19 protein-coding genes and 3 pseudogenes are annotated in these 23873 nt (G+C 43.2%); 14 read left to right on the forward strand and 8 right to left on the reverse strand.

All coding sequences use genetic code 11. From position 1 onward, the window contains the following. Positions 1-756: 756 nt before the first annotated feature. Both V7K25_RS25995 and bioU read left to right on the forward strand, forming a co-directional pair. Positions 757-921: a tyrosine-type recombinase/integrase gene (locus tag V7K25_RS25995; RefSeq protein ID WP_335162053.1), complete on the forward strand. Its 165-nt coding sequence runs from the start codon at positions 757-759 to the stop codon at positions 919-921. A gap of 178 nt (positions 922-1099) precedes the next feature. Then, positions 1100-2104, forward strand: coding sequence for a (S)-8-amino-7-oxononanoate synthase BioU (bioU, locus tag V7K25_RS26000; protein WP_335161967.1), 1005 nt, complete (start codon positions 1100-1102; stop codon positions 2102-2104). Positions 2105-2254: 150 nt separating this feature from the next. Here the strand turns inward: bioU and V7K25_RS26005 are convergent, their stop codons facing one another. The 5 genes and pseudogenes from V7K25_RS26005 to V7K25_RS26025 form a co-directional block, all read right to left on the reverse strand. After that, positions 2255-2815, reverse strand: coding sequence for a hypothetical protein (locus V7K25_RS26005; protein WP_335161969.1), 561 nt, complete (start codon positions 2813-2815; stop codon positions 2255-2257). 133 nt (positions 2816-2948) lie between these two features. After that, positions 2949-4172 (reverse strand): type II secretion system F family protein, encoded by a 1224-nt coding sequence (locus V7K25_RS26010; RefSeq protein ID WP_335161971.1) that lies wholly within the window; start codon positions 4170-4172, stop codon positions 2949-2951. A 105-nt stretch (positions 4173-4277) separates the two neighbouring features. After that, positions 4278-5408, reverse strand: a pseudogene (locus V7K25_RS26015) (type IV pilus twitching motility protein PilT); the annotation flags it as partial. Between the two features lie 102 nt (positions 5409-5510). After that, complete coding sequence (locus V7K25_RS26020) at positions 5511-7514, reverse strand: GspE/PulE family protein (protein WP_335161975.1); 2004 nt, start codon at positions 7512-7514, stop codon at positions 5511-5513. A gap of 611 nt (positions 7515-8125) precedes the next feature. After that, positions 8126-8272, reverse strand: coding sequence for a hypothetical protein (locus V7K25_RS26025; RefSeq protein WP_335161977.1), 147 nt, complete (start codon positions 8270-8272; stop codon positions 8126-8128). Between the two features lie 209 nt (positions 8273-8481). On the opposite strand from V7K25_RS26025, the pseudogene grpE reads away from it, so the two are divergent. Together grpE and dnaK are read left to right on the forward strand one after the other, a co-directional pair. Beyond that, a pseudogene (gene grpE / locus V7K25_RS26030) lies at positions 8482-9231 on the forward strand (nucleotide exchange factor GrpE). A 226-nt stretch (positions 9232-9457) separates the two neighbouring features. Then, positions 9458-11416, forward strand: a complete 1959-nt coding sequence (gene dnaK / locus V7K25_RS26035; protein WP_335161979.1) for a molecular chaperone DnaK — start codon at positions 9458-9460, stop codon at positions 11414-11416. A 219-nt stretch (positions 11417-11635) separates the two neighbouring features. Here dnaK and V7K25_RS26040 read toward each other — a convergent pair whose 3' ends face one another. Then, positions 11636-11914 carry a hypothetical protein gene (locus V7K25_RS26040; RefSeq protein WP_335161981.1) on the reverse strand — a complete coding sequence of 93 codons (279 nt, stop codon included), beginning with the start codon at positions 11912-11914 and terminating at the stop codon, positions 11636-11638. A gap of 268 nt (positions 11915-12182) precedes the next feature. On the opposite strand from V7K25_RS26040, the gene dnaJ reads away from it, so the two are divergent. The 7 genes and pseudogenes from dnaJ (at position 12183) to V7K25_RS26075 (ending at position 17609) form a co-directional block, all read left to right on the forward strand. Further along, positions 12183-13310 (forward strand): molecular chaperone DnaJ, encoded by a 1128-nt coding sequence (gene dnaJ, locus V7K25_RS26045; RefSeq protein ID WP_335161983.1) that lies wholly within the window; start codon positions 12183-12185, stop codon positions 13308-13310. Next, a complete protein-coding gene (locus tag V7K25_RS26050; protein ID WP_100900138.1) occupies positions 13310-13567 on the forward strand; it encodes a sulfurtransferase TusA family protein in 258 nt (85 codons plus the stop codon). The genes dnaJ and V7K25_RS26050 overlap by 1 nt, the downstream gene beginning before the upstream one ends. Continuing rightward, on the forward strand, positions 13564-14673 hold the full coding sequence (gene rsgA / locus V7K25_RS26055; protein WP_335161987.1) for a small ribosomal subunit biogenesis GTPase RsgA: 1110 nt from the start codon (positions 13564-13566) through the stop codon (positions 14671-14673). The genes V7K25_RS26050 and rsgA overlap by 4 nt, the downstream gene beginning before the upstream one ends. A 130-nt stretch (positions 14674-14803) precedes the next feature. Next, positions 14804-15226 (forward strand): annotated as a pseudogene (locus tag V7K25_RS26060) (Uma2 family endonuclease); the annotation flags it as partial. A gap of 235 nt (positions 15227-15461) precedes the next feature. Then, positions 15462-17051: a glycoside hydrolase family 57 protein gene (locus V7K25_RS26065; RefSeq protein ID WP_335161989.1), complete on the forward strand. Its 1590-nt coding sequence runs from the start codon at positions 15462-15464 to the stop codon at positions 17049-17051. 184 nt (positions 17052-17235) lie between these two features. Next, on the forward strand, positions 17236-17397 hold the full coding sequence (locus V7K25_RS26070; RefSeq protein ID WP_335161991.1) for a hypothetical protein: 162 nt from the start codon (positions 17236-17238) through the stop codon (positions 17395-17397). Positions 17398-17402: 5 nt separating this feature from the next. Further along, positions 17403-17609 carry a nitric oxide synthase oxygenase gene (locus V7K25_RS26075; protein WP_335161993.1) on the forward strand — a complete coding sequence of 69 codons (207 nt, stop codon included), beginning with the start codon at positions 17403-17405 and terminating at the stop codon, positions 17607-17609. A 55-nt stretch (positions 17610-17664) separates the two neighbouring features. On the opposite strand, the gene dnaN is transcribed toward V7K25_RS26075, so the two are convergent. Next, positions 17665-18828: a DNA polymerase III subunit beta gene (dnaN, locus tag V7K25_RS26080; RefSeq protein ID WP_334993059.1), complete on the reverse strand. Its 1164-nt coding sequence runs from the start codon at positions 18826-18828 to the stop codon at positions 17665-17667. A 227-nt stretch (positions 18829-19055) separates the two neighbouring features. On the opposite strand from dnaN, the gene V7K25_RS26085 reads away from it, so the two are divergent. Next, on the forward strand, positions 19056-20696 hold the full coding sequence (locus V7K25_RS26085; RefSeq protein ID WP_335161995.1) for a metallophosphoesterase family protein: 1641 nt from the start codon (positions 19056-19058) through the stop codon (positions 20694-20696). A 376-nt stretch (positions 20697-21072) separates the two neighbouring features. Here the strand turns inward: V7K25_RS26085 and V7K25_RS26090 are convergent, their stop codons facing one another. Further along, a complete protein-coding gene (locus tag V7K25_RS26090; RefSeq protein ID WP_335161997.1) occupies positions 21073-22005 on the reverse strand; it encodes a serine hydrolase in 933 nt (310 codons plus the stop codon). Positions 22006-22014: 9 nt separating this feature from the next. Between V7K25_RS26090 and V7K25_RS26095 the strand changes: the two genes are divergently transcribed. Continuing rightward, the gene (locus tag V7K25_RS26095; RefSeq protein ID WP_335161999.1) at positions 22015-22719 is read left to right on the forward strand and encodes a C40 family peptidase; all 705 of its coding nucleotides are present in this window, start codon (positions 22015-22017) and stop codon (positions 22717-22719) included. 14 nt (positions 22720-22733) lie between these two features. Further along, positions 22734-23747: a glycosyltransferase family 2 protein gene (locus V7K25_RS26100; RefSeq protein ID WP_335162001.1), complete on the forward strand. Its 1014-nt coding sequence runs from the start codon at positions 22734-22736 to the stop codon at positions 23745-23747. Positions 23748-23873 lie beyond the last annotated feature (126 nt).

Raw genomic sequence — 23873 nt, forward strand, 5'->3', positions numbered from 1 at the left:
GCTTATGGATTCAGAAACTTTAATAATTTTAGAGTAAGATGCTTATTAAATTGGCACTTTAATTATTAGTTTAGCATAACAAGTACTGAAGAACCATATTTATTAAACTATCGCTCTGGACACTACAATAGGCGATCGCATGATCTTCTCTTGGTTGAGTGCGATCACTCTTGAGTAGGCTAATCTAAAATTGAACGCTCTACTCTAACCGCCTTTTATCCCATTTTTCTGCAAATAAAACCTGTTAGCGGAAAGTGCAGCAAACTCGATCTTGTAACCATGCATTTTGAGGATTAATTGGACGCAAAAATCCCTATACCTGAGGTAGGGAAAAACAGCAATTCTGCGTCCAGTAATAATTTTTTACAGAGTAAAATGCGCTTTATTTTAGCTCCATCACTAATGTAAGCAACCTAGAATAGGTAGGCAAATTTTGGGTGTAGAATTAGGATTGTTTGATGATGGTTGTATACAATACTGTCCGAGATTTAGTCCAGTGATTTTACAGATATTATTAGAAAGTTTAAATTAAATGTGTAAAATAAAAAGATGCTCCACTTACCTGATAACCACTTCGCTTAACGAGATGCTGTGCGTCAAAATCAAGCTTTTTGGTTAGAATTCCGAGATTAAATAGGCAGCAAACAACCCTCTATTGAGTATATGACCATCTAAACACTTTCCAAAAAAACGCGATCGCACTCAACCACCCTTGACTATAAGGATAGCTGGAAAGAGAAAAAAACTATATAAAAAATCAGTTTTGCAACACATTTACTACAAAATTGTTATCATATACCCACAGTACAAGAGTTACTGGATCACAAAGATGTGAAAATAACCATGATTTATACCTATGTTCTTAATCGTGGTAGTCGAGGTGTTCGCAGTTATTTGGATTTTCGATGCTATTTCGCGTGAAAATTTGCTCAAGCCTAAATCACTCAGCAAGAATTTCTGGTGAAGAAACTGATTTGATTGGGGAAGAAACCAGGATAATGAAGCATAATTAATCTTTATAGTTAAAAGCTGTCAGCGATCAGCCAGAAGCTGAGATGGTAAAGTTTGAAGGATTGTGATTCAACTTAAGTAATTGACTATGAATACAGCAAATATTTCGCCAGCAATACGCATAGGAGTACTAGGTTTCGGCGGACTCGGACAAGCCGCCGCCAAGGTACTTGCTGCTAAACAGGAAATGATTTTAGTCGCTGCAGCAGATCAAAAAGGTTATGCTTACGCTGCTGAAGGTTTAAATACTCAACAATGCATTACAACCTACCAGTCCCAAGGTTCCGTAGGTCATTTAGAGCCAGTTGGTACGTTAACAAATCAAAGTATTCAGGATGTAATTGAAATAGCTCAACCTGTGGATGGGTATTTTCTGGCTTTACCCAACCTACCAAATGATTTTATCCCCTCTGTTGCCAAAGAGTTTATCAAATCTGGTTGGCGTGGGGTGTTAGTGGATGCGATTAAGCGTACCACTGCTGTAGAACAACTGCTGGGGATGAAAGAAGAACTGCAAGCAGCCGGGATTACCTACATGACAGGCTGTGGTGCAACACCCGGATTATTAACTGCCGCAGCAGCTTTAGCCGCCCAAAGCTACGCGGAAATTCATCAAGTCGAAATCACCTTCGGGGTGGGAATTGCCAACTGGGAAGCTTACCGCGCCACCGTTCGGGAAGACATTGGCCACATGCCTGGTTACACAGTGGAAACTGCCAGGGCGATGACTGATGCCGAGGTAGAAGCATTACTAGATAAAACTAATGGTGTGCTTACCTTGACGAATATGGAACACGCTGATGATGTGATGCTAGAGGTAGCGGGAATAGTGGGGCGCGATCGCGTTACTGTTGGTGGTGTAGTCGATACTCGCAATCCTAAAAAGCCTCTCAGCACCAACGTTAAGGTAACAGGGCGCACCTTTGAAGGGAAAATTTCCACCCATACCTTTACTTTGGGAGATGAAACCAGCATGGCAGCCAATGTCTGCGGCCCTGCCTTTGGCTATCTCAAAGCTGGTAGACATTTGCACCAACGCGGTATTTATGGAATATTCACTGCTGCCGAAATTATGCCCCAATTTGTTAGGTAATAGTTAGGAGTTAGGAGTACAGACACGATTAATCGCGTCTGTACAGAAATTAGGAGTTAAAAACATAAAATCGCAAATTTTGAGCATATTTAGAGCCTCCGAACTTGCGATTTTAAACTTAAAACTCCTCACTATTAATTCCTAACTTTTCTAAGCTGGTGGGAGTTCTGGAGAGAAAATACCTGTAGAATTCCCCTCAAGCAGTAAATCTGGTGTTTGTATAATAAATGGAAGTTCCGCCCCTACAAGTCCTCGTTGGATGCGTTCTAAAGTCTCACTAAAAATGACAAATAGAGGATATATAATATTAGCTCCTTCACTCAAAATATGACTGTGACGGAGAGGCATCAACCACTCATAATCATTGTCTAGCCAAACTTGAGTTTGTCGCCAACGTCCTAACAAATCAGAAAAGTCTTCATCAGCACGATGAATAAAGATTAGAATTTCTGCTCCAGTTTTGATTTTCCACTCAGGATCGCACATTAAAATTGCCACATCACAGGGTAACGAAATCGTTTGTGAGGCTGTTGTAGCAGTATTGCGAAGACGGACAATTGGCAAGGGGATAGTGATGACACTTTCATCTGGACGGCGCAGACTGGGAATCATCTCCAAGTATGGCCGATATTGCTTTAGTAAGGCGATCGCAGCTAGATGATTGCTGTACTCTGCCAAACTCGCGTCGTAGTAAGATTTTTGCACAGTCATATTTTATTAATCATATTTTATTAAATAGTGAGGAATAGAGATGTGATTAATCGTATCTATACAGGAGTTAAGAATTAGAAATAAAAAGTTTTAACTCCTAACTTCTAGCTCCTAACTCCTAACTTTTAATCCTTTATCCCATTTTTTCAAATACCTTAAACATGGGTAAATACATTGCTAGCAAAATGGTTCCAACCATCCCCCCTACAAATACAATCATAACTGGCTCCAAAATACTGGTCATACCTTTTACTGCTTGCTCGACTTCATCTTCATAGAAATCGGCAACTTTCATCAACATTCCATCTAATTCTCCAGTTTCTTCTCCGATACTAATCATCTGAATTGCCATAGCTGGAAAAACGCTATCTTTTTGTAAAGCAATGCTAATCATACCTCCTTGTTGAATCTCTATACGGGCTGCGTCTATGGCATTGGCAATAACTACGTTTCCTGATGTATCTCGGACAATTTCCAAGCAAGTTAAAATTGGTACACCTGAACGAGTCAAAGAACCAAAAGTTCGGCTAAAGCGGGCAACCGCAGATTTTTGAATTAAGTCACCAAACAACGGCATTTTCAGTGAAAGACGATCAATTGTTAAGCGACCGACAGGGGTTTTACCATATTGTGTAAAGCCAATTTTCGCTCCTATAAGAGCAGCTATAAGCACAAAAACCTTCGGACTTCTCAAAAATAGACTAGCATCCATCAAAAATTGCGTTAGAGGTGGTAATGTAGTTCCGATTTCTGTAAAAATCTTCGCAAAAACGGGAATTAAAAAAATGGTCATACCAAGAAAGATAACAAGTGCTATAAAACCTACAACACTTGGATAAGACAATGCTGATTTAATTTGGTTTTGTAAGCGGGCAACATCTTCTAACAACTTGGCTAAACGATTCAATACTTCGTCTAGAACACCACCAACTTCGCCAGCTTGAATCATACTTACATATAATCCATCAAAGCAGTCAGGATGCTTCCGCATTGACTCTGAAAGATTCATTCCGCTTTGAACATCGTTGCTAATCTCAATTAAGGCTTGTTTAAGTTTAGTATTACTACACTGCTCAGAAAGTACCCCTAGACTTCTAACGATCGCAACTCCCGCATTCATCAAAACGGCAAATTGACGCGAAAAAACGGCTTTGTCTTTCACAGAAACCTTAACAAAGGAATTCTGGATTTTTTTTAAATCAAAATTTGGTTGAAATCCTTGAAATTGTTTGAGTTCTTGGACTACAAAACCTTGATCTCTGAGATTAGTACGAGCTTGCACCAAGGATTCGGCAGTAATTTTTTCTGTTCGGGATTTTCCTTGAGAATCCCGAACACGGGCAACGTAGGTTGGCATAAATCAATTCAAAATAGTTGTTATTTATTGGGAATTGGGCATGGGGTATAGTGCAATGGGCACAAGGGAAAGACTTACTGCAACTTCCTTATCTCCTCAGTTCCTTTAATGTGCTTTGGCAGCCGCACCAGATTTCGCACCTGCTGCCTGCGGTGGTACGGAAGTACCGATGAGACGTTGGATTTCATCTGGCTTAGAAGTTTTAGACATTGCCGCTTCAAAGGAAATCGTTCCTGCTTTGTAAAAATCGGCTAAAACCTTCTCCAGAGTTTGCATTCCCAATTTGCCGCCAGTTTGAATAGCCGAGTAAATTTGAGATGTTTTGCCTTCTCGAATCAAGTTGGAAATAGCAGGAGTAACAATCAGAATTTCTTGAGCCATCACCCGACCATATTCACCAGGTTTAGGGCTTTTCTTAGATACCAAGGTCTGGCTAAATACCCCCACTAACGAGTTAGACAATTGCACCCGCACTTGGGTTTGTCTTTCATGGGGGAAAACGTCGATGATCCGGTCAACAGTTTGGGCGGCAGAACTGGTGTGTAGCGTACCAAATACCAAGTGTCCTGTTTCTGCTGCGGAAATTGCCAAAGAAATCGTTTCCAAATCCCGCATTTCCCCCACCAGAATAATATCTGGATCTTCTCGCAGGGCTGCTTTCAAAGCATTAGCAAAGCTCTTAGTATCTTCTCCCAGTTGCCGTTGGTGAACCAAGCTTTTAATTGGTTCATAGACAAATTCAATCGGATCTTCCACCGTTAAAATATGCTCTGCCTTAGTGCGGTTGATCAAGTCAATCATTGCCGCTAGGGTAGTTGTCTTGCCGGAACCTGTAGGGCCTGTCACTAGAATAAGTCCTCTGGGCTTATCGCACATTTCCCGTACTATATCTGGCAGACCTAATTTTTCAAAGTTAGGAATTTTAGAACTTAATGCCCGTAAACAAGCGGCATAAGCACCACGTTCTTTATAAACATTCACCCGAAAGCGAGCCAAACCTTTAACACCATAAGAACAATCCAACTCCCAGGTCTGCTCTAAGGTTTTACGCTGAGTGTTGTTGAGCATACTAAAAATCAGCCTTTGACATTGATCGGCTGTTAATACATGCTCACCTATGGGGGTGAGTTTGCCACTAATACGAAAGTAGGGAGGCAAACCTGCGGATAAATGCATATCCGAGCCACCCATTTCAATCAATTGCTCCATTAGGTCTTCAATCATCATTTCCATAGTTTTGCTTCCTTTTAATGTTTATTGTTTGTCCTTTGTCATTTGTCCTTTGATTTGTTTAAAGTTACTAAGCATCAACTAGTGACCAATGACTAATGCCTAGCCTTAAAACCGAGATGTCATACAGTAGGGACAATCGAGCCATTCTGGTTTCAATGTGGCCTCGCAAGTCCGGCAGGTAAGACCAGTTTTGCGTTTGGCCTTTAACTCGGCTTCTAAACCAGTATCAGTAAACGTCACCCGTTCTACTTCTTCTAGGGTGGTAGAACCTTGACGCACTAAGTCCAAACTGTAAGCAAGCAAGGTTTTCATGCCCTCTTCTATTGCCACTTCCTTGATGCGTTCCGTGGGTGCATCTTCGTTGATGAGAGTTTGCAGGTTTTCAGTGACTCGCATGACTTCATAAACACCACAACGCCCTTTGTAGCCAACCCCATTGCATTTTGAGCAAAGCTGATTTTCGCCTTTAGCTTCTGCGATCGCATCTAATGTCAAGGTGTTAGCCTTATAGAAAGTAACTTCAACATCTGAGGAAGCTGATAGACCATAACGACCCAATTCTTCGGTGGTGGGAGTGTAGGCAATCCGACATTCAGAACATACACGCCGCACCAAACGTTGAGCTAAAACGCCAATTAGGGAACTAGAAACCATGAAAGGCTCAATCCCCATTTCTCCCAAACGAGCGATCGCACCTGGGGCATCATTAGTATGTAAGGTAGTTAATACCAAGTGACCGGTTAACGCAGCTTCAATTGCTGTTTTTGCCGTTTCCTTATCCCGCGTTTCACCCACCAGCAGCACATCTGGATCTTGCCGCAAGAAAGCCCGCAGAGCGGTAGCAAAATCCAGCCCTTTTTCCCGAATCACTTGTACTTGAGTAATCCCTGGAAGACTGTACTCAATGGGGTCTTCTACAGTACTAATATTAATTCCGGGATCATTCTTTTCTGATAATGCAGAATACAGCGAGGTTGTTTTCCCGGAACCAGTTGGCCCAGTTACCAAAATTAGACCAAAGGGACGGCTAACCATATCCTTGACAATATTCAAAGTCTCCTCATCGGTAATTAACTTATCTAATCCCAGTTGGGTGGAGGAGTTATCCAAAATCCGCAACACCACCTTTTCCCCATAGCGACTGGGTAAGGTATTCACACGAAAGTCCACCTTACGTCCCTCAAATAGCCGCCGGATGCGTCCATCTTGGGGTAGACGGCGTTCAGCAATGTCTAGATTGGAGATGATTTTAAATCGGGCTGTCACCGCCGGAATGATTTTTTTCGGCATTAGGGGGAAAGCTTCACCCAGTACGCCATCTTTCCGAAAGCGAATGCGTAAGTTTTCTTCTTGCGGTTCGATATGAATGTCAGAAACCCCCTCATGCAAGGCTTTAGCCAGGATTCTGTTGACTAGGTTGATAACTGGGGCATCCTCTGCACCCTTCATCGCTGCTCCTAAATCAGCCTCCATTTCTTCAGGAGCATCCTCAATATCGAGATTTCCGAGATTTTCTAAATCCTGACTAATATCTGTAGAGTTTTCTCGTTCTAGGTGCTTTTGCTTAACAGCCATTTCATCCAAATATTGGTTGATTAACTGTTGATAGTCTTCCTGTGTAATCACCATGCGCTGCAACGCCAAGCCTTGGGGGCGCAAGATGCGATTTAGGTCATCAGAAGCCTCTAGATTATCTGGAGCCACCATCGCCACTAAAACTGAGGGCGGGGTTTGGTCTTCGTGTTTCGATAGTGGTACTAAACGGTGCCGACGGCAAATATCCACTGGGATGAGGGTTTCAATCAGGTTTGCCATCTCCGTGTTGCCAAAGGAATTGACTTCCGGATCGAGGAATTCAACACCGTATAGTATTTTAAGTTCAAATAGCTGCTGTTTTTTATATTGCCTGAGCAACTCAGGTGTTAGTTGTTGCCCAGTGATTGACTCTAGTACTTCCGTTAAGGGTCTGCCAGATTTGCGGCTTTCAATTAGTGCCTGCCTCATCTGTTCGGTATTGACATAGCCAGATTGCACTAGCTTGTTGCCAAAGGGCGAAAACTCTGTTCTGGTAGTTAGAGCGGTACTGCGCCGTTGTGGTGACGAGTTCATAAATGAGCAATTGATTTGGGAAACCTCTGCTTAAAGTATTCCCAGGCTGTGAGACAGAATTCTCATTTCTAAAAAAAGTCCTGATTCACCGAACTTCTGAGCAAGGAAAGCCGCCGCTCTTTCTCTGGCTCATAGAAAATTTGCAGTTTCCAGTTTCATTTGTCCAGTCAGCAAAACTAGTGAAAATACTTAATTATTTAAATAAATTCTAGTGATTATTGACACTAATTTAATTATTTGTTATCACTATTGGATATAAGCAACTATGTGGCTATTACAGCCTTCTTTCTTGATGGTTGCAAATTTTCATTTAAGCATCATCAAAAACCCGCATAACAACCCTGATCTGAGTCTTTTTAATAACAGAAAGTAACACCTCCCGACAATCTCAATGACTCAAATTAAACTCACGATTATTACAGCAAGTCGTAACGTGGTAACTAAAGCCATTAAGAAATTGACGAGAAGCGCGAGACATACAAATTAATTGCTACAACAACCTAATTAAAGCATCTGATCAGTCGCTCAATAAATAACTCGAAACCCTTCCTTAAGAATTATTTAAACCTGAAGAATTTCTTTCTAGCCGGTTAATTTAACCCGAGAAAGTTTCATAAATAAATCAAATTCCTGGGTGTCAAAACTTGCGATGGCGTACCCGTTCGCCGTAAGCGATCGCATTCTCGGAATTTTTTGCGTTCACTCATGGCTTGCTCAATTACAGACTTGCTTAACAAATCTTTAAAACCTAGCCCCAAACTTTGATTCTTAGAGGTACACTATTCGTTCGGGTTCCCGCCTTAGTGGGGTCTGGGCTAAGGTGTTCACCATTTGTCACAATAAGAGGACGGTTACATCATTTTCAGAAACTTGTCGGCAATAAAATCAGCCTCAGTAGCAAGTCGTGGATGACGACAGTTGCAAGCTGTGGAGATACACTGCCATAAACATCTGGAATGAGTAGACAATGATGGATGAAAATAAACAGATAAACAATACAAGCCAGCAATTGGGTGAACCAACAGAGGTAAAGTAAGCAATGAAGAGTGACTCCCCAGCCCAAATTAATTTCAATGAATCTGGTAGCGAGGTGACAGATCAAGTGACAGCCCAAACTAATGTATCGGGGGATACGGCTAATCTCAATCCAGAAAATAGCGTCGCTGCAAGTGAGAAAACTGGAGTGGAAACAGCAGCTTTGGTAGAACTGACTCAACAAATCGACTCTCTCAAAACGCAGCTAGAAGAGCGTAGTACTCAATATATGCGGATTGCCGCCGATTTTGAGAATTACCGGAAACGTACCAGCAAAGAAAAAGAAGAGTTAGAGACACAGATCAAGCGGAACACCATTCTGGAATTGCTGCCAGTGGTCGATAATTTTGAGCGGGCGCGATCGCACCTCAAACCGCAATCTGAAGGCGAAATGACCATGCACAAAAGTTACCAAGGCGTTTACAAACAATTGGTAGATAGCCTGAAGCGCTTGGGTGTATCACCAATGCGTCCTGAAGGTCAAGAATTTGATCCGAACCTACACGAAGCAGTAATGCGCGAACCTACGGATGAACATCCTGAAGGAACAGTGTTAGAAGAGTTAGTGCGCGGATATTACTTGGGCGATCGCGTACTACGCCATGCAATGGTCAAAGTAGCTGCTCCCAAGGAAGATACACCTTCTGCACCAGAAGATCAGTCGAGTTCAGCCAGCAGTTAAGCTGTAGTCGCTCGCCTCGCTGACCAAAGTGCCTAGGTTCTAGTAAGGATGAGCATCGCGTACCTAAAACTTGGACAAGGCTTTGGATAACTCTCTGTGTTTCAATTTCTCTTTTGCTACCAGTAATAGGGATTCCACAGACGTTATCCGCTAGCCTTGATTCGGAGCAAAAAAGTTTAGTCCGCGACAGATTACAGCAGAAAACTCGGTAAAAATACTGATAATTATGGGAAAAGTTATTGGGATCGACTTAGGCACTACTAACAGTTGCGTCGCAGTTTTGGAAGGCGGTCAACCACTGGTGATCTCCAATTCTGAAGGTGGACGAACTACTCCAAGTATTGTGGGATTTGGGAAGAGTGGCGATCGCTTGGTTGGTCAATTGGCAAAGCGCCAAGCCGTAACCAATGCCGAAAACACAATTTACAGTATTAAACGATTTATCGGGCGGCGTTGGGAAGACACTGAAACGGAACGCGATCGCGTTCCCTATAACTGTGTCAAAGGCCGAGACGATACCGTTGATGTCCAAATTCGCTCAAAAAACTACACGCCACAAGAACTATCTGCCATGATCCTGCAAAAGCTTAAGCAGGATGCAGAAAGCTTTTTGGGTGAGGAAGTTACTCAGGCAGTGATTACCGTACCAGCATATTTCACAGATGCCCAAAGACAAGCAACTAAAGATGCTGGCACAATTGCAGGATTAGAAGTCCTGCGAATTATCAATGAACCAACGGCTGCGGCTTTAGCTTTTGGATTGGAGAAGCAAGACCAAGAGCAGCTAATTTTAGTCTTTGACTTAGGAGGCGGAACCTTCGACGTATCGATCCTACAACTTGGGGATGGCGTTTTTGAAGTTAAGGCGACTTGTGGTAACAACCACTTGGGTGGAGACGACTTTGATAATGCGATCGTCCTTTGGATGATGGAACGCTTCCAGCAACAAGAGAAAATCGACCTTTCCCAAGATAAAATGGCACTGCAACGCCTGCGGGAAGCAGCAGAAAAGGCAAAAATTGAACTCTCCAGCATGGTGAATACCTCCATCAACTTGCCATTTATCACGGCTGATGACACCGGGCCAAAGCATCTGGAAATGGAACTGGGCCGCTCTAAATTTGAAGAACTGGCAGGGAAATTAATTGAAGCCACCATCGAACCAATGATCCAAGCGCTCAAAGATGCGGATCTCAAACCACAAAATATAGATCGGATTATTTTGGTAGGTGGTTCTACCCGTATTCCCGCAGTCCAAAACGCGCTAATTAAGTTTTTCAATGGCAAAGCTCCCGATCGCTCCATTAACCCTGATGAAGCCGTAGCATTGGGAGCGGCTATCCAAGCAGGGGTGTTGGGTGGTGAAGTCGATAATCTCTTACTATTGGATGTCACTCCTCTGTCTTTAGGAATTGAAACCTTGGGTGAAGTGTTCACCAAAATTATTGAACGCAACACCACAATTCCCACTAGTAAGTCACAAATTTTTTCCACAGCAGTTGATGGGCAAACCTCGGTAGAAATTCATATTCTCCAAGGTGAACGGGCAATGTCACGAGACAACAAGAGTCTCGGCAAGTTTCTACTAGCAGGAATTCCCCCATCGCCCCGTGGTGTGCCGCAAATTGAAGTATCCTTTGAAATCGATGTCAACGGCATCTTGAAGGTTTCTGCCCAAGACAAAGGTACAGGTAGAGAACAAAGTATCAGGATTACCAATACAGGTGGTTTAAGTACCAACGAAGTCGAACGGATGCGCCAAGAGGCAGAACTGTTTTCCGACGAAGATAGAAGACGTAAAGAACTGGTTGAACTCAAAAACCAAGCAGATAATCTATTGTTCAGTTACGAATCCACCATCAAGGATAACAGCAGCTTTATCGGCGACCAGATGAAAACCTTGGCTAGTGAAAAAGTTTCACAACTCCAAGCTGCAATGATTGACTCTAGTATTTCCACAGTGGAATTTAAGCAGCGCTTAGACGACTTCCAACAAACCCTGTTTGCAATTGGTGCTGATGTCTACAATCGAGCTAACAGCCAAACAGATGAGACTGAAGAGGCTTCAGCTAATCTCTTTACCCCAGAAGTAGACTCACCAATGAATGGCACACTAATACCACAATTCAACTTTGATTTTGACGAAGAAAGTACTACCCAAGTTGATTATGAGGCGATAGATTAGGGGTTGAGCATTGGCAAGAGGCAGAGGGTCAGGGAGTAGGGAGCAGAGGAAAAAGAAAAAGGTAATTTTATTATTCTCCCCCTTGCCTCTTCTCCACTCCCCTAAGTTGCAGATTTTTATTAAGGCACTTTAATATATCTATATATTTAGATTATAAATTTAGCTAAGTTTCACAAGACCCCAGCAGTTTGTTAGATTGTAGAAGCAAATTACTGTGGGCTAGGCAGTGTGCAAGTTCAGATGCACTTCCATTGCATCTGGGTGGTTTTCCACACCTAATGGTGCGGCTAGCCCCTCTGGTTGATGGGCGGGGTTTTCCTCTCCTACATAGCACAATTGTAAAAGAGACAGCCGACTCGGCAGCGAGAAGTCTGAGCATAGGCTTTCCCTGCTGCTAACTTCTATCGCTTTTGTCGTCTCCCACGAGGAAAGCACCTGTTGCTCAAGATTTGTCGGTGATTTTTGTAAAAGGTAAAGGGTAAAATCAGTTATTAACAAAAATTAATTTTATCTTCTGCCTGACCTCCGGCAAGCCGCTCTCTAAAAGATACTGTGTTGCCTCATCTATAGGCAAAACACTTTTTCGTAGGGTAGCAATTGACCGTGACGTTCTACTGCCCTTCGGGTGACGCTCCTAACGTCGCTAACGCTGCGCTAACACCAGTCGCTGATGGGGGAAACCCCCTTGGCACTAGCCTCTCCCTTTGGGAGAAGACCGCGCAGGTTCACCTTCTGCTTTCTTCCTTCTAACTTTTACCTTTGCTATATGGCCCGCGACTATTATGAAATCCTGGGTGTCTCTCGTGACACCGACAAAGAAGAAATTAAACAAGCCTATCGCCGTTTAGCCCGGAAGTATCACCCAGATGTGAACAAAGAACCGGGGGCGGAGGATCGCTTTAAAGAAATTAACCGCGCTTATGAGGTACTCTCAGAGCCAGAAACCCGCGCCCGTTACGATCGCTTTGGCCCAGAGGGTGTGTCAGGTGCCGGCTCAGGTTTCCAAGATGTCGGCGATATGGGTGGTTTTGCCGATATCTTTGAAAGCATTTTTAGTGGCTTTGCTGGCGGTATGGGTAATCCCACGCAACAAAGACGGCGCAGTGGGCCTGCTAGGGGTGATGACCTGCGGCTAGACCTGAAGTTAGACTTTCGGGAAGCAGTATTTGGCGGGGAAAAAGAAATTCGCATTTCCCATTTAGAAAATTGTGAAGTCTGTAGCGGTTCTGGTGCTAAACCTGGAACCCGCCCCCGGACTTGTTCTACTTGTACCGGATCGGGTCAAGTCCGCCGTGTCACCAGAACACCTTTTGGCAGTTTTACCCAAGTCTCAACTTGTCCCACCTGTAATGGGACAGGGATGGTAATTGAAGATAAGTGTGATGCCTGTGATGGTAAAGGCGCAAATCAAGTCACAAAGAAACTCAAAATTACCATTCCGGCTGGTGTGGATAATGGCACACGCTTGCGGATTTCTAGTGAAGGAGATGCTGGCCAACGCAGTGGCCCTCCGGGGGATTTGTACGTTTACTTGTTCGTAAATGAGGACGAGGAATTCCAACGGGATGGCATTAATATTCTCTCGGAAATTAAACTTAGCTACCTGCAAGCAATTTTAGGTTGTCGGTTAGAGGTAGATACGGTAGATGGGCCTGTGGAACTGATCATTCCATCTGGAACCCAGCCGAATACGGTGATGAAGTTGGAAAATCGTGGCGTACCCCGTTTGGGTAATCCCGTTAGTCGAGGGGATCACATGCTGACAGTATTAATTGATATTCCCACCAAGGTCACCCCTGAGGAGAGGGAACTGTTGGAGAAGCTGGCTAAAATTAAGGGAGATCGTACTGGTAAAGGCGGTCTAGAAGGATTCTTGGGAAATTTATTTAAGTAATGAAGCCCTCTTCTCTTTTAACTCCTGATGCTCAACTTGATTTACGCGGCACTCCTTGCCCAATTAATTTTGTGCGGACAAAACTACGTCTGGAGAAAATGCCATTGGGAGGTTTACTAGAAGTCTGGCTAGACCCTGGTGAGCCGATTGAGCAGGTTCCCGATAGTCTGACAATGGCAGGTTATCAAGTGGAACAAATTACAAACTGCACTAGTTATTTTTCTTTGTTAGTACGCCGTCCAGTTGCTAGCCAATGACAGAAGATTTTGCCGCAACTGGGCAGTTATTGGGTACGGTGGTGGCTGTACAGGCTAATTTTTACCGAGTACATCTGGATGAAGAGGATGGGGAGATGAGGGAGATGAGGGAGCAAGATCCTTCTCTTCTTCCCCATCCCCCTCATCCTCCTTTGCTGCTTTGTACCCGGAGAACACGGCTGAAAAAAATCGGTCAACAGGTGATGGTAGGCGATCGCGTTGTGGTAGAAGAGCCAGATTGGGCTGGAGGACGGGGTGCGATCGCTGATGTTTTACCCCGCCAAAGTGAATTAGATCGTCCAGCGATCGCTAATGTCAACCAAATCCTATTGGTATTTGCCGTTGCCGATCCGCCTTTGGAACCTTATCAACTGAGTCGGTTTCTAATCAAGGCTGAATCTACTGGCTTAGATGTACTTTTATGTTTGAATAAAAGTGATTTAATTTCACCGCAGGAACAGCAGCAAGTTAGCGATCGCCTCCTTGGTTGGGGCTATGATCCAATATTTATCAGCGTTAAAGATGGTATAAATACCGACCAAGCAGCCAGATATTTGAGTAATAAAATTACTGTAATTGCTGGGCCTTCTGGCGTTGGCAAATCCAGCCTGATTAATACGCTGATTGAATCTGCCAAACTGCGAGTGGGAGAAGTTTCTGGCAAACTGGCTCGTGGTCGTCATACAACTCGCCATATAGAATTATTTGAGTTGCCTAATGGTGGAATGCTTGCAGATACTCCCGGCTTTAATCAGCCGGACATGGATTGTATCCCAGAAGAATTAATCCATTATTTCCCAGAAGCAAGAAAACGGTTAGCAGTTGCTAGCTGTCGGTTTAGTGATTGTCTGCATCGAGACGAGCCTGAGTGTGCGGTGCGGGGAGACTGGGAACGATATGAACATTATTTAGAATTTTTGGATGATGCGATCGCTCGTCAAACTCAGCTGCACCAACAAGCTGATCCTGAATCTACCATGAAGTTAAAAAGCAAAGGCAAAGGGCAGAGTCAATACGAACCCAAGTTAGAAAGTAAAAAATATCGCCGAATTTCCCGCAAGACTCAGTTACAGGACTTGCAGGAATTATATCGAGATGAGGAATAAGGAGTGCGATGTCTACGACGGGCTATGACGCTCGATAGCGACGCAGGAGCGTCTGATTCGCTATCGGTGTCGCACTTCTATGTAAAGGTTGGTCACGATAGCATGGATACAAATAGAAAAACTATCTTGTATGTCTCAGCCCCTTGCTACCACCACTAGTGTAAAAGATGTCAATGAAAGTATAATTTTCCCACCAGGCGACATCTATAGTGACGAACCCCCATTGGAATCTGATCTGCACCGTGAACAAATCGATTTACTTATCCGCCTCATCAAGTGGTGGTGGCGCGATCGTCAGGATTTTTATGCTATCGGCAACCTGACTATCTATTTTAGTCCTAACCAGAAAAAATCAGAAGAATTTCGAGGCCCTGATTTCTTTGTGGTTTTAGATACAGAAAAAAAAGACCGCAAAAGCTGGGTTGTGTGGCAAGAAGACGGCAAATATCCCAATGTGATTATTGAGCTATTATCTAATTCCACTGCCTCGGTTGATAAAGGTTTGAAAAAACAAATATACCAGAATACATTTCGTACTCCAGATTACTTTTGGAATTTGGGAAATATACTTGTCACGACTTTAAGTCATGTATATCTAGTAAGTACTAGAGATTAGGATTGATAATTTGGTTACAGATGAACGGTTAATATGAAGCAGCAGCCTAAGGGTTCCTTTTATGTGAAAAGTTGACACTCGTATCTTCACTATCCCCATAAAGTCTTAAAATATTGTTAATTTCAGCCAAACCTCTCGACCTTCAACTTACAAGTATCACCCCAAAATCACTATGGCTATCGGCTACGTCGCGCTTGTACTTCACGCACATCTGCCCTTCGTTCGTCACCCGGAAAGTGACTACGTGCTGGAGGAAGAATGGCTCTATGAAGCCATCACAGAAACCTACATTCCATTATTGAAAGTATTTGAAGGCTTAAAGCGAGACGGTATCGACTTTAAAATCACGATGAGTATGACACCACCTCTAGTGTCGATGCTTCGTGACCCTCTGCTGCAAGAACGCTATGACGCACATTTGACCCAACTAGAAGAACTTATAAAACTAGAAGCAGAACATAATGTCAATAATGGACATCTTCGTTATTTAGCCGAACATTACATTACTGAGTTTAAAGAAGCGCGTCAGCTATGGGAACGCAATCAAGGCGACTTGGTGACAGCTTTTAAGCAGTTCCAAGACAGTAACAACCTGGAAATCATCACTTGCGGCGCTACTCACGGCTATTTGCCATTGATGAAAATGTATCCAGAAGCGGTCTGGGCGCAAATTCAGGTAGCCTGCGAACATTACGAGCAAACCTTTGGACAACCGCCCAGAGGCATTTGGTTGCCGGAATGTGCCTACTATGAAGGTTTAGATCGGATGCTAGCCGATGCTGGGTTACGCTACTTCCTCACTGATGGGCATGGCATCCTTTACGCCCGTCCCCGTCCGCGCTTTGGCACTTATGCCCCAATTTATACAGAAACTGGTGTTGCTGTTTTTGGTCGAGATCATGAATCTTCCCAACAGGTATGGTCTTCGGAAGTGGGTTATCCTGGGGCGGCGGAATATCGAGAATTTTACAAAGATTTGGGCTGGGAAGCAGAATATGAGTATATTAAGCCTTACATCATGCCCAATGGTCAGCGAAAAAATACGGGTATTAAATATCATAAAATCACTGGACGTGGTTTAGGACTTTCAGATAAGGCGCTTTATGATCCTTATTGGGCTAGGGAAAAGGCCGCAGAACACGCTGCTAACTTTATGTATAACCGAGAGCAGCAATCTGAGCATCTCTATGGTATAATGCAGCGCCCGCCAATTATCGTTTCGCCTTATGACGCAGAGTTATTTGGACATTGGTGGTATGAAGGCCCCTGGTTCATCGATTACCTATTCCGTAAGTCGTGGTATGACCAAAAAACATATCAAATGACCCATTTAGCAGACTATTTGCGAGATCAGCCGACTCAGCAAGTCTGTCGTCCTTCGCAGTCGAGTTGGGGTTTCAAGGGTTTCCACGAATACTGGTTGAATGAAACGAACGCGTGGGTTTATCCGCATTTGCACAAAGCTGCTGAACGGATGATTGAAATATCGCATTTGGAACCAGAGGATGAATTGCAGTGGAGAGCGCTCAACCAAGCAGCGAGAGAATTGTTATTAGCACAATCTTCCGACTGGGCATTTATTATGCGGACGGGAACAATGGTACCCTATGCAATTAGACGGACGCGATCGCACTTAATGCGGTTCAATAAGCTCTACGAAGATGTTAAAGTCGGCAAAGTTGACAGTGGTTGGCTGGAAAAAGTCGAGTTAATGGATAATATCTTCCCTGAAATCAACTATCGCGTCTATCGTCCGCTATAGTCTCACAAAAAATAAATAGGGTGGGCATTGCCCACCCTATAGAGGCTGGAACAATTGCATTTGCAAGACAGGAATATTTCCAGGGAGACTCTATTACAATCTGGAGTCAGGCACCACAGCTAAAGCTAAAAGTACGACTAACGCAAAGCATAAATGAAGGTGATAGCACTACTGTTACTATAATTTGGCAGACAAAATTGAGATGCGATCGCTGCGCCGTCAAGATAATAATAGCAATGCTGAGGTTGAACTACCCCAACTCACTTCTCTAAAGTTACAAAAGGAAGCACTGATAAAAGACACGCAGACATGGATTATCTTTCGCTGTACTTATTCCAGGCACTAGAATTTTTGGTCAACATTTTGGGTGACCCAGCCAACCTGGAATTGACCAATGCCATCATCAAATTTGGCTGGCAATCACCAGAAACACCCACAGCTTACGATATGGCACTAGTGATTGAGGCTGTCGGTCAGCAACCGAAGATATATCACTGGAACAAAGACGAAGTGCTGGAAGTAGAAATCGAGCATCCCAGAATTTTCGTTTCGGCATAGTTCATCGTTTTCATCCTTACTTCTATCATACGTGATTATGCGAACATAATATAACTCAACTTCTAAGTTGCACCGGCATAGCTAAATACGTCATTTTCAAACCACCCAATGGGGTAAAAATCACTGGAGTTAGGCTTTGATTTAAATGCATTTGAATTTCCGAAGATGGTAACTCTTTCAAGCCTTCCATTAAATATTTAATGTTAAAAGCAATCTCAATATTTTCCCCAGAAATTTGTGCTGGCATTGACTCTCTACCACTGCCCACATCTTGAGCTTCACAAGATAAGGTAATTTCTTGGGCTTCGCTATCAATACTGAGCTTAACAATATTATTTTTTTGATCGGCTAGTACAGCAATTCGCTCTAAAGTGCTGACGAATTGTCGCCGTTCAATTGTTACTTGTCGCTCAAATTGGCGCGGAATTAGTTGTCGATAAGCAGGATATTGCCCTTCTAATGTACGACTAGTCAAACGTTGATTTTGCCATGCAAACACTACTTGACCTTGATCGAAATATAAAGCTACAGGTTCATCTGATGAGGCGCTATGAGCTAGCATTCGTTGTAGTTCGCGTAATGCTCTAGCTGGTACTGTCACTTCTAATTGACTAGTTCCACCTAAAGGACGCTCGTTGCTAGTTTCTACCACTGCTAGGCGATGTCCATCGGTAGCTGCAAATTCTAGAGTATCTTGTTTAACTGTTAAATGCACTCCTGTGAGTACTTGCTTGGTTTCATCACCACTGGTAGCAAATAATGAGCCGCGTAATCCCTCAATTAATGCGGTGGTAGTGAGATGAATTACTTCTGTATTTTCAATTACAGGTAGTTCGGGAAATTCTTCAGGCCCCATTGCTCGGACTTGGTAATGTCCACTCTTGGGTGTGAGTGTGACAATTAACCCTTCTCCACCTGGTGTAACACCTGTGAGGGCTGATTCATCGTCTAGAGTGATTTCGCCTTCTGGAAGACGCGAGGTGATGTCTACAAGTAACTTAGCAGGAAGTGCGATCGCACCACTTTGCCATACCTCTGCATTAAAGCTGGTGCGGATTCCCAAGCTGAGATCAAAGGCTGTTAAGCTTACCTGGTTAGTTTGGGCATCCGCTTGTAACAGCACATTGGCAAGGACTGGATGAGTTGGTCGTGAAGGTACTGCACGACTGACGAGTGAGAGATTTGTACTGAGATCGCTTTGGGAGCAAACTAATTTCATAAGTCAGATTCAGCTGGTGAAAGATATCCTAACACCCTTATTGTTCATGGGCGAGTAACGGAAAGGGAGTAATAATAAAATTGCGTTCAGTCGGTGAATTCGCTAAAAAATTTGGTATGTTACTGATGCTCAGAAGCAAAAGCCGCCGGAAAATTCTCTCGGTAGCTATGCTTGTGCTTGTTATATGCTTTACTCTGTTAAGTGTGCATTCATTTGGGCAAAGAATTATGACATCAGCACCCCAATTGCTCACCGATCCATTTTTACAACTGCCAACTGAAATCTCAGTGCAAGTAGTTTGGTTTACTGAGTTTGCTGGTGTTAATCATACAGTAACCTACGGCGAAAATCTTCAACAAACTGCTAAGGCAAATACTACCAAACTCACTCGCACTCGTGAAGACCAACACTCAAGAGTTGCAAACCAAATCAAAGATGGCCAAGTTTATCAAAAACCCGTCCAACGCGACATTTGGCGGCATGAGGCTGAGGTGATTGGGTTAACTCCTGGTTTGCGGGTAGACTATCACATTACAAGTGTGCGAGAAGACGGCGTAACTGTTAGCAGTGATGTTTTTAGCCTCGCAGCTACTCCAAAACCGGATACACCACTAAAAATTTTACTCACCTCTGACCATCAATTAAAACCGATGACAGCAGCAAATCTGCAAAAGGTGATAGAAACAGTTGGACGGGTTGATGGAGTGTGGTTTGCTGGTGATTTGGTCAATGTCAGCGATCGCGCTTCAGAATGGTTTGATGATAATAGTGGTGGTGCGTTGTTTCCTGGTTTACAAGGCCGTGCTAAATATGAAATGACGCACGACGGTGTTAAAACAACCTACACTGGTGGGCAAATAATTCAACATGCACCCATGTTTACTTGCATTGGCAATCATGAAGTGATGGGACGCTTTGCCAGAACAGGAAGTTTAAATGATGAATTTGATGATACAATTCCCCGTGCAATTGCTCAAAAAAACTACCGATACAAATCTTTAATAGATAATTCTTTTAATACTAATACTTACGAAGAGATTTTCTCTTTACCAAAAAGTAAAGAGGGTGGAAAAAGATATTATGCAGTCAGCTTTGGCAATGTACGTTTGGTAGCACTGTACGCTACAAATATGTGGCGGACTCCTAGCTTAGGTGGAAAGTATAAAGGTAGATATCGAGAAGCCGAAAAGGATTTAAATAATCCTGAAGATTGGGGTTATGGACAGGTAATTTATGAGCCAATTGCTAAAGGCAGCCAGCAGTATAATTGGCTAGAGGCAGAACTCAACAGTCCTGAGTTTCAAAAAGCAAAATACAAAGTTGTGATGTTCCATCATCCACCCCATACTCTGGGCGATAATATAGTTCCTGCTTATACAGAACCAGTTCAAATCATTGAACGGGATGATAATAATATTAAAGCAGTGCGTTATGAGTACCCAAAAGACGCAGATTATATTATCCACGATGTTGTCCCAATACTTGAAACAGCTAATGTGCAATTGGTATTCTATGGGCATTCTCATTTGTGGAACCGCTTTGTTAGTCCCAGTGGAATGCACTTTCTAGAAACATCTAATGTGGGCAATACTTACGGCGCTGCTTGGGGTGATAGAAAGCGAGAAGTTCCAATTGGATATCAAGAAGATTATGTTAAGCTTGGTGATCCGAATGGGTTAGAACCGATAGTGCCAACAATTTCCCCTTTGTTGGGTGAAGATGGAAAGCCGATACCTTATATTTCGAGTAATGATATTACGGTTTTTAGTATCTTTGATACGGAGGCGGGTACGATAAGTAGTTATCGTTTTGATACTCGCAAGCCTGATTCGGAAGTATTGAAGTTTGATGAATTTAAGTTGAAATAGTCTTATAGGAATCGTATTTTATTTTTGAAATTATCTACGTGGGCAAAGAGTAGGGAGTAGAGAATAAGGAATTAGGCTTTTCGATCTGTACCAAGCTTTTTCAGAAATCAATTATTAGTCCTATATAAGAGAAATCTAGGTTACCCATTGAAAACCTGAAACCTGGTTTGCGTAGTGTGCGCGAAGCGCACTCCCCCTTAAAAAGGCTTGTCATTACACATTACTATCATTTGTTAAATCTTGCGCTTGGTTACCATTCCCGCCCTGAACTTTAGTTCAGGGCGGGATATCGGGTGAGCGCGATACTTTGACTGTTACAAAAATATGGATAACGACAAGTAAAAAACGGGGGATCTCTTCTGCGTAAGTCCTAAGATTATAGACTAGCGATCGCATCGGCAACTAGTTTAGAAACAAAGGGCAAAATTGCCTGACTCTTAGCCTGTGCTTTGCCTTCAGTAAATACCACTAAGAGGTAAGGGCGCTGTTCTGGTATTTCAATATACGCGGCATCATGGCGAACTTGACTTGTCCAACCTGCCTTTGACCAAATTTGAGCATTTTCAGTCAGTCCACCACCTAAAAAACCTGTTACCTGATTTTCCTCGGTGTCAGTGGGTAAATCGCTGAGAGTCCGTTTAAGTAAAGCCATCATTGCTTGCGATCGCCCACTTGAAACCGCCACCCCACCTACAATACTATGCAGTAACCGAGCGATCGCGTTTGTTGTTAACATATTGCGATTTTCTAGTAACTCTCCCGCAAATGCCCGTTCCCGTCCATAAGGGCCATCACCCCAAGTTTTTTGACAGACATTAATCGTCTCCATTTCTTCCCAACCCAACGATTGGTAATAGCGATTAACAATATTACGTTGATATTTCCAGGTTTCAAAAGGCCCGGTTGGCAATTCTGGCCCTGATGTGGTACCACTCAAAATATCAACAACCAAGCTAGTAGCATCATTACTAGAATCTACAATCATATCGCGTAAGGCGCGTTCCAACTCTTTGGAAGTGTTAGTCATACCTTTTTCTAGCCATTCGTTTACCGCCACCAAGTAAAATAGCTTGACTATACTGGCGGGATAAATCCGTTCAACACCACGATAAGTAAAACCACGAACTGGATGATCCCAAAAAGCTTTGGGAGTCAGCGCTCCACCAGTATTTACTAGCACTGGTGGATCGTAAACAACCCAAGTCAGGGCAATTTGATTCCGAGCTAAGGTCGGAAATTCTGCCCAAGTTGCATCTAAAATGCCATTACCAAGATTTTCCAGTTGTTCGTCTTTATTAAAAAAAATCATTCTCCAGTAATGTCCTTTAATCTAAAATCCAAAATCCAAAATCCAAAATCAGGGGAGTATCAGTGTATTGCTGACCTTAATTTATATGATTCTCCTGAATGTAGGCGTTTAGCAACTCAAGCTGCATCTGGGAGACATTTATGGGTAACATCAAATCATCAAAATTTAGCGGTTGAGGTGTATTTGTGTGAAGATGACTATCCGGGATGGGTATCTCTTTCAGATTTTGATTCATTACAATCTGCTACTGTACATTATCAAGCTGCAACATTTTCTGAATCTGAAATTAAAAAACTGCTAGCAGAGGTGATCGCCTTTACCCAAAAAGCGATGCAACAATCCAATTATTACCTTTGGGGTGGTACGGTTGGGCCAAATTATGACTGTTCTGGGTTGATGCAGGCGGCGTTTGCTTCGGTGGGTATTTGGCTACCTAGAGATGCCTATCAGCAGGAAGGATTCACTCAACCAATTACTATTGCAGAATTAACAGCCGGGGATTTGGTATTTTTTGGAACTAGCCAAAAAGCAACCCATGTCGGGCTTTATTTGGCAGATGGTTATTACATTCATAGTTCTGGGAAAGATCAGGGCCGGGATGGGATTGGGATTGATATTCTCTCGGAACAGGGAGATGCTGTTAGTCAGTCGTACTATCAGCAGCTGCGAGGTGCTGGTAGAGTTATCAAGAGTTACGAACCACAGAGATGCTGAGGGCGCTGAGGCTTATGAGGAGTGGGTTAGTCGATCAAGGGTTGAGTGAAGAGAATGGGGCAATTTCAGCTATTCTCCCAGATGTTTCGGTGGTGCTGCCGATACATGACGAGGTGGAAAGTTTGCCGCTTTTACTAGAAGCGATCGCATCTACTTTATCTTCTAGTCAGATAAATTATGAAATCATCTGTGTGGATGATGGTTCTACAGATGGTTCCGGGGATTTTCTCAAAGAACAAGCGCAAATCCGTACTGATTTAAAGGCGGTGATTTTGCGTCGCAACTACGGACAAACTGCGGCGATGGCTGCTGGATTTTATTATGCAGTCGGTAAAGCGATCGTTACTTTAGATGCCGATCTCCAGAATGATCCGGCTGATATCCCCATGTTATTAGCAAAGCTGGATGAGGGTTACGATTTGGTGAGTGGTTGGCGGCAAAAACGCCAAGATGGTGCTGTAAATCGGTTACTTCCTTCCAAAATTGCCAATTGGCTAATTCGCTATACTACTAGCGTGAATATTCATGACTATGGCTGTTCGCTGAAAGCATATCGTGCAGAACTGCTAGCAGATATGAACCTCTACGGAGAATTACACCGATTTTTACCCGCTTTGGCGTACATTGAAGGAGCTAGAATTACTGAAGTACCAGTGCGCCATCACGCCCGTCGCTTTGGTCGTAGTAAATATGGGATTTGGCGGACATTCCGCGTGTTGATGGATTTGTTAACCATCCTGTTTATGAAAAAATTCCTCACCCGCCCGATGCACGTTTTTGGGCTGTTGGGCTTAATTTCAATGGTTTCGGGAACTGCGATCGGAATTTACTTGACTTTCGTTAAATTGGCTTTAGGTGAGATGATTGGCAATCGCCCTTTGCTGATTTTGGCAGTTCTCCTCCTAGTAACGGGAGTACAGTTATTTTGCTTCGGACTTTTAGCAGAATTACTCATGCGTACATACCATGAATCCCAAGGACGGCCTATCTATCGTGTGCGAGAAGTAGTAGCAAAAAATGTTAAGTAACGTAACAATAGTAATTATTGGTCAGTCCCTTTGGGGAAGTCAAAAGTCAAAAGTCAAAAATTTGAACCCCATAAATAAATTTACTTGCTCTGTACCTTTTTATTTCTGGTCATTGGTCATTAGTAA

The sequence above is a fragment of the Nostoc sp. genome (assembly GCF_036919495.1).
Taxonomy (GTDB): Bacteria; Cyanobacteriota; Cyanobacteriia; order Cyanobacteriales; family Nostocaceae; genus Nostoc.

What these genes read in the sequence shown, in the direction of transcription:
- bioU (WP_335161967.1), top strand. Translation starts at nt 1,100, where the DNA reads ATGAATACAGCAAATATTTCGCCAGCAATACGCATAGGAGTACTAGGT.
- V7K25_RS26005 (WP_335161969.1), bottom strand. Translation starts at nt 2,815, where the DNA reads ATGACTGTGCAAAAATCTTACTACGACGCGAGTTTGGCAGAGTACAGC.
- V7K25_RS26010 (WP_335161971.1), bottom strand. Translation starts at nt 4,172, where the DNA reads ATGCCAACCTACGTTGCCCGTGTTCGGGATTCTCAAGGAAAATCCCGA.
- V7K25_RS26020 (WP_335161975.1), bottom strand. Translation starts at nt 7,514, where the DNA reads ATGAACTCGTCACCACAACGGCGCAGTACCGCTCTAACTACCAGAACA.
- dnaK (WP_335161979.1), top strand. Translation starts at nt 9,458, where the DNA reads ATGGGAAAAGTTATTGGGATCGACTTAGGCACTACTAACAGTTGCGTC.
- dnaJ (WP_335161983.1), top strand. Translation starts at nt 12,183, where the DNA reads ATGGCCCGCGACTATTATGAAATCCTGGGTGTCTCTCGTGACACCGAC.
- V7K25_RS26050 (WP_100900138.1), top strand. Translation starts at nt 13,310, where the DNA reads ATGAAGCCCTCTTCTCTTTTAACTCCTGATGCTCAACTTGATTTACGC.
- rsgA (WP_335161987.1), top strand. Translation starts at nt 13,564, where the DNA reads ATGACAGAAGATTTTGCCGCAACTGGGCAGTTATTGGGTACGGTGGTG.
- V7K25_RS26065 (WP_335161989.1), top strand. Translation starts at nt 15,462, where the DNA reads ATGGCTATCGGCTACGTCGCGCTTGTACTTCACGCACATCTGCCCTTC.
- dnaN (WP_334993059.1), bottom strand. Translation starts at nt 18,828, where the DNA reads ATGAAATTAGTTTGCTCCCAAAGCGATCTCAGTACAAATCTCTCACTC.
- V7K25_RS26085 (WP_335161995.1), top strand. Translation starts at nt 19,056, where the DNA reads ATGACATCAGCACCCCAATTGCTCACCGATCCATTTTTACAACTGCCA.
- V7K25_RS26090 (WP_335161997.1), bottom strand. Translation starts at nt 22,005, where the DNA reads ATGATTTTTTTTAATAAAGACGAACAACTGGAAAATCTTGGTAATGGC.
- V7K25_RS26095 (WP_335161999.1), top strand. Translation starts at nt 22,015, where the DNA reads ATGTCCTTTAATCTAAAATCCAAAATCCAAAATCCAAAATCAGGGGAG.
- V7K25_RS26100 (WP_335162001.1), top strand. Translation starts at nt 22,734, where the DNA reads ATGAGGAGTGGGTTAGTCGATCAAGGGTTGAGTGAAGAGAATGGGGCA.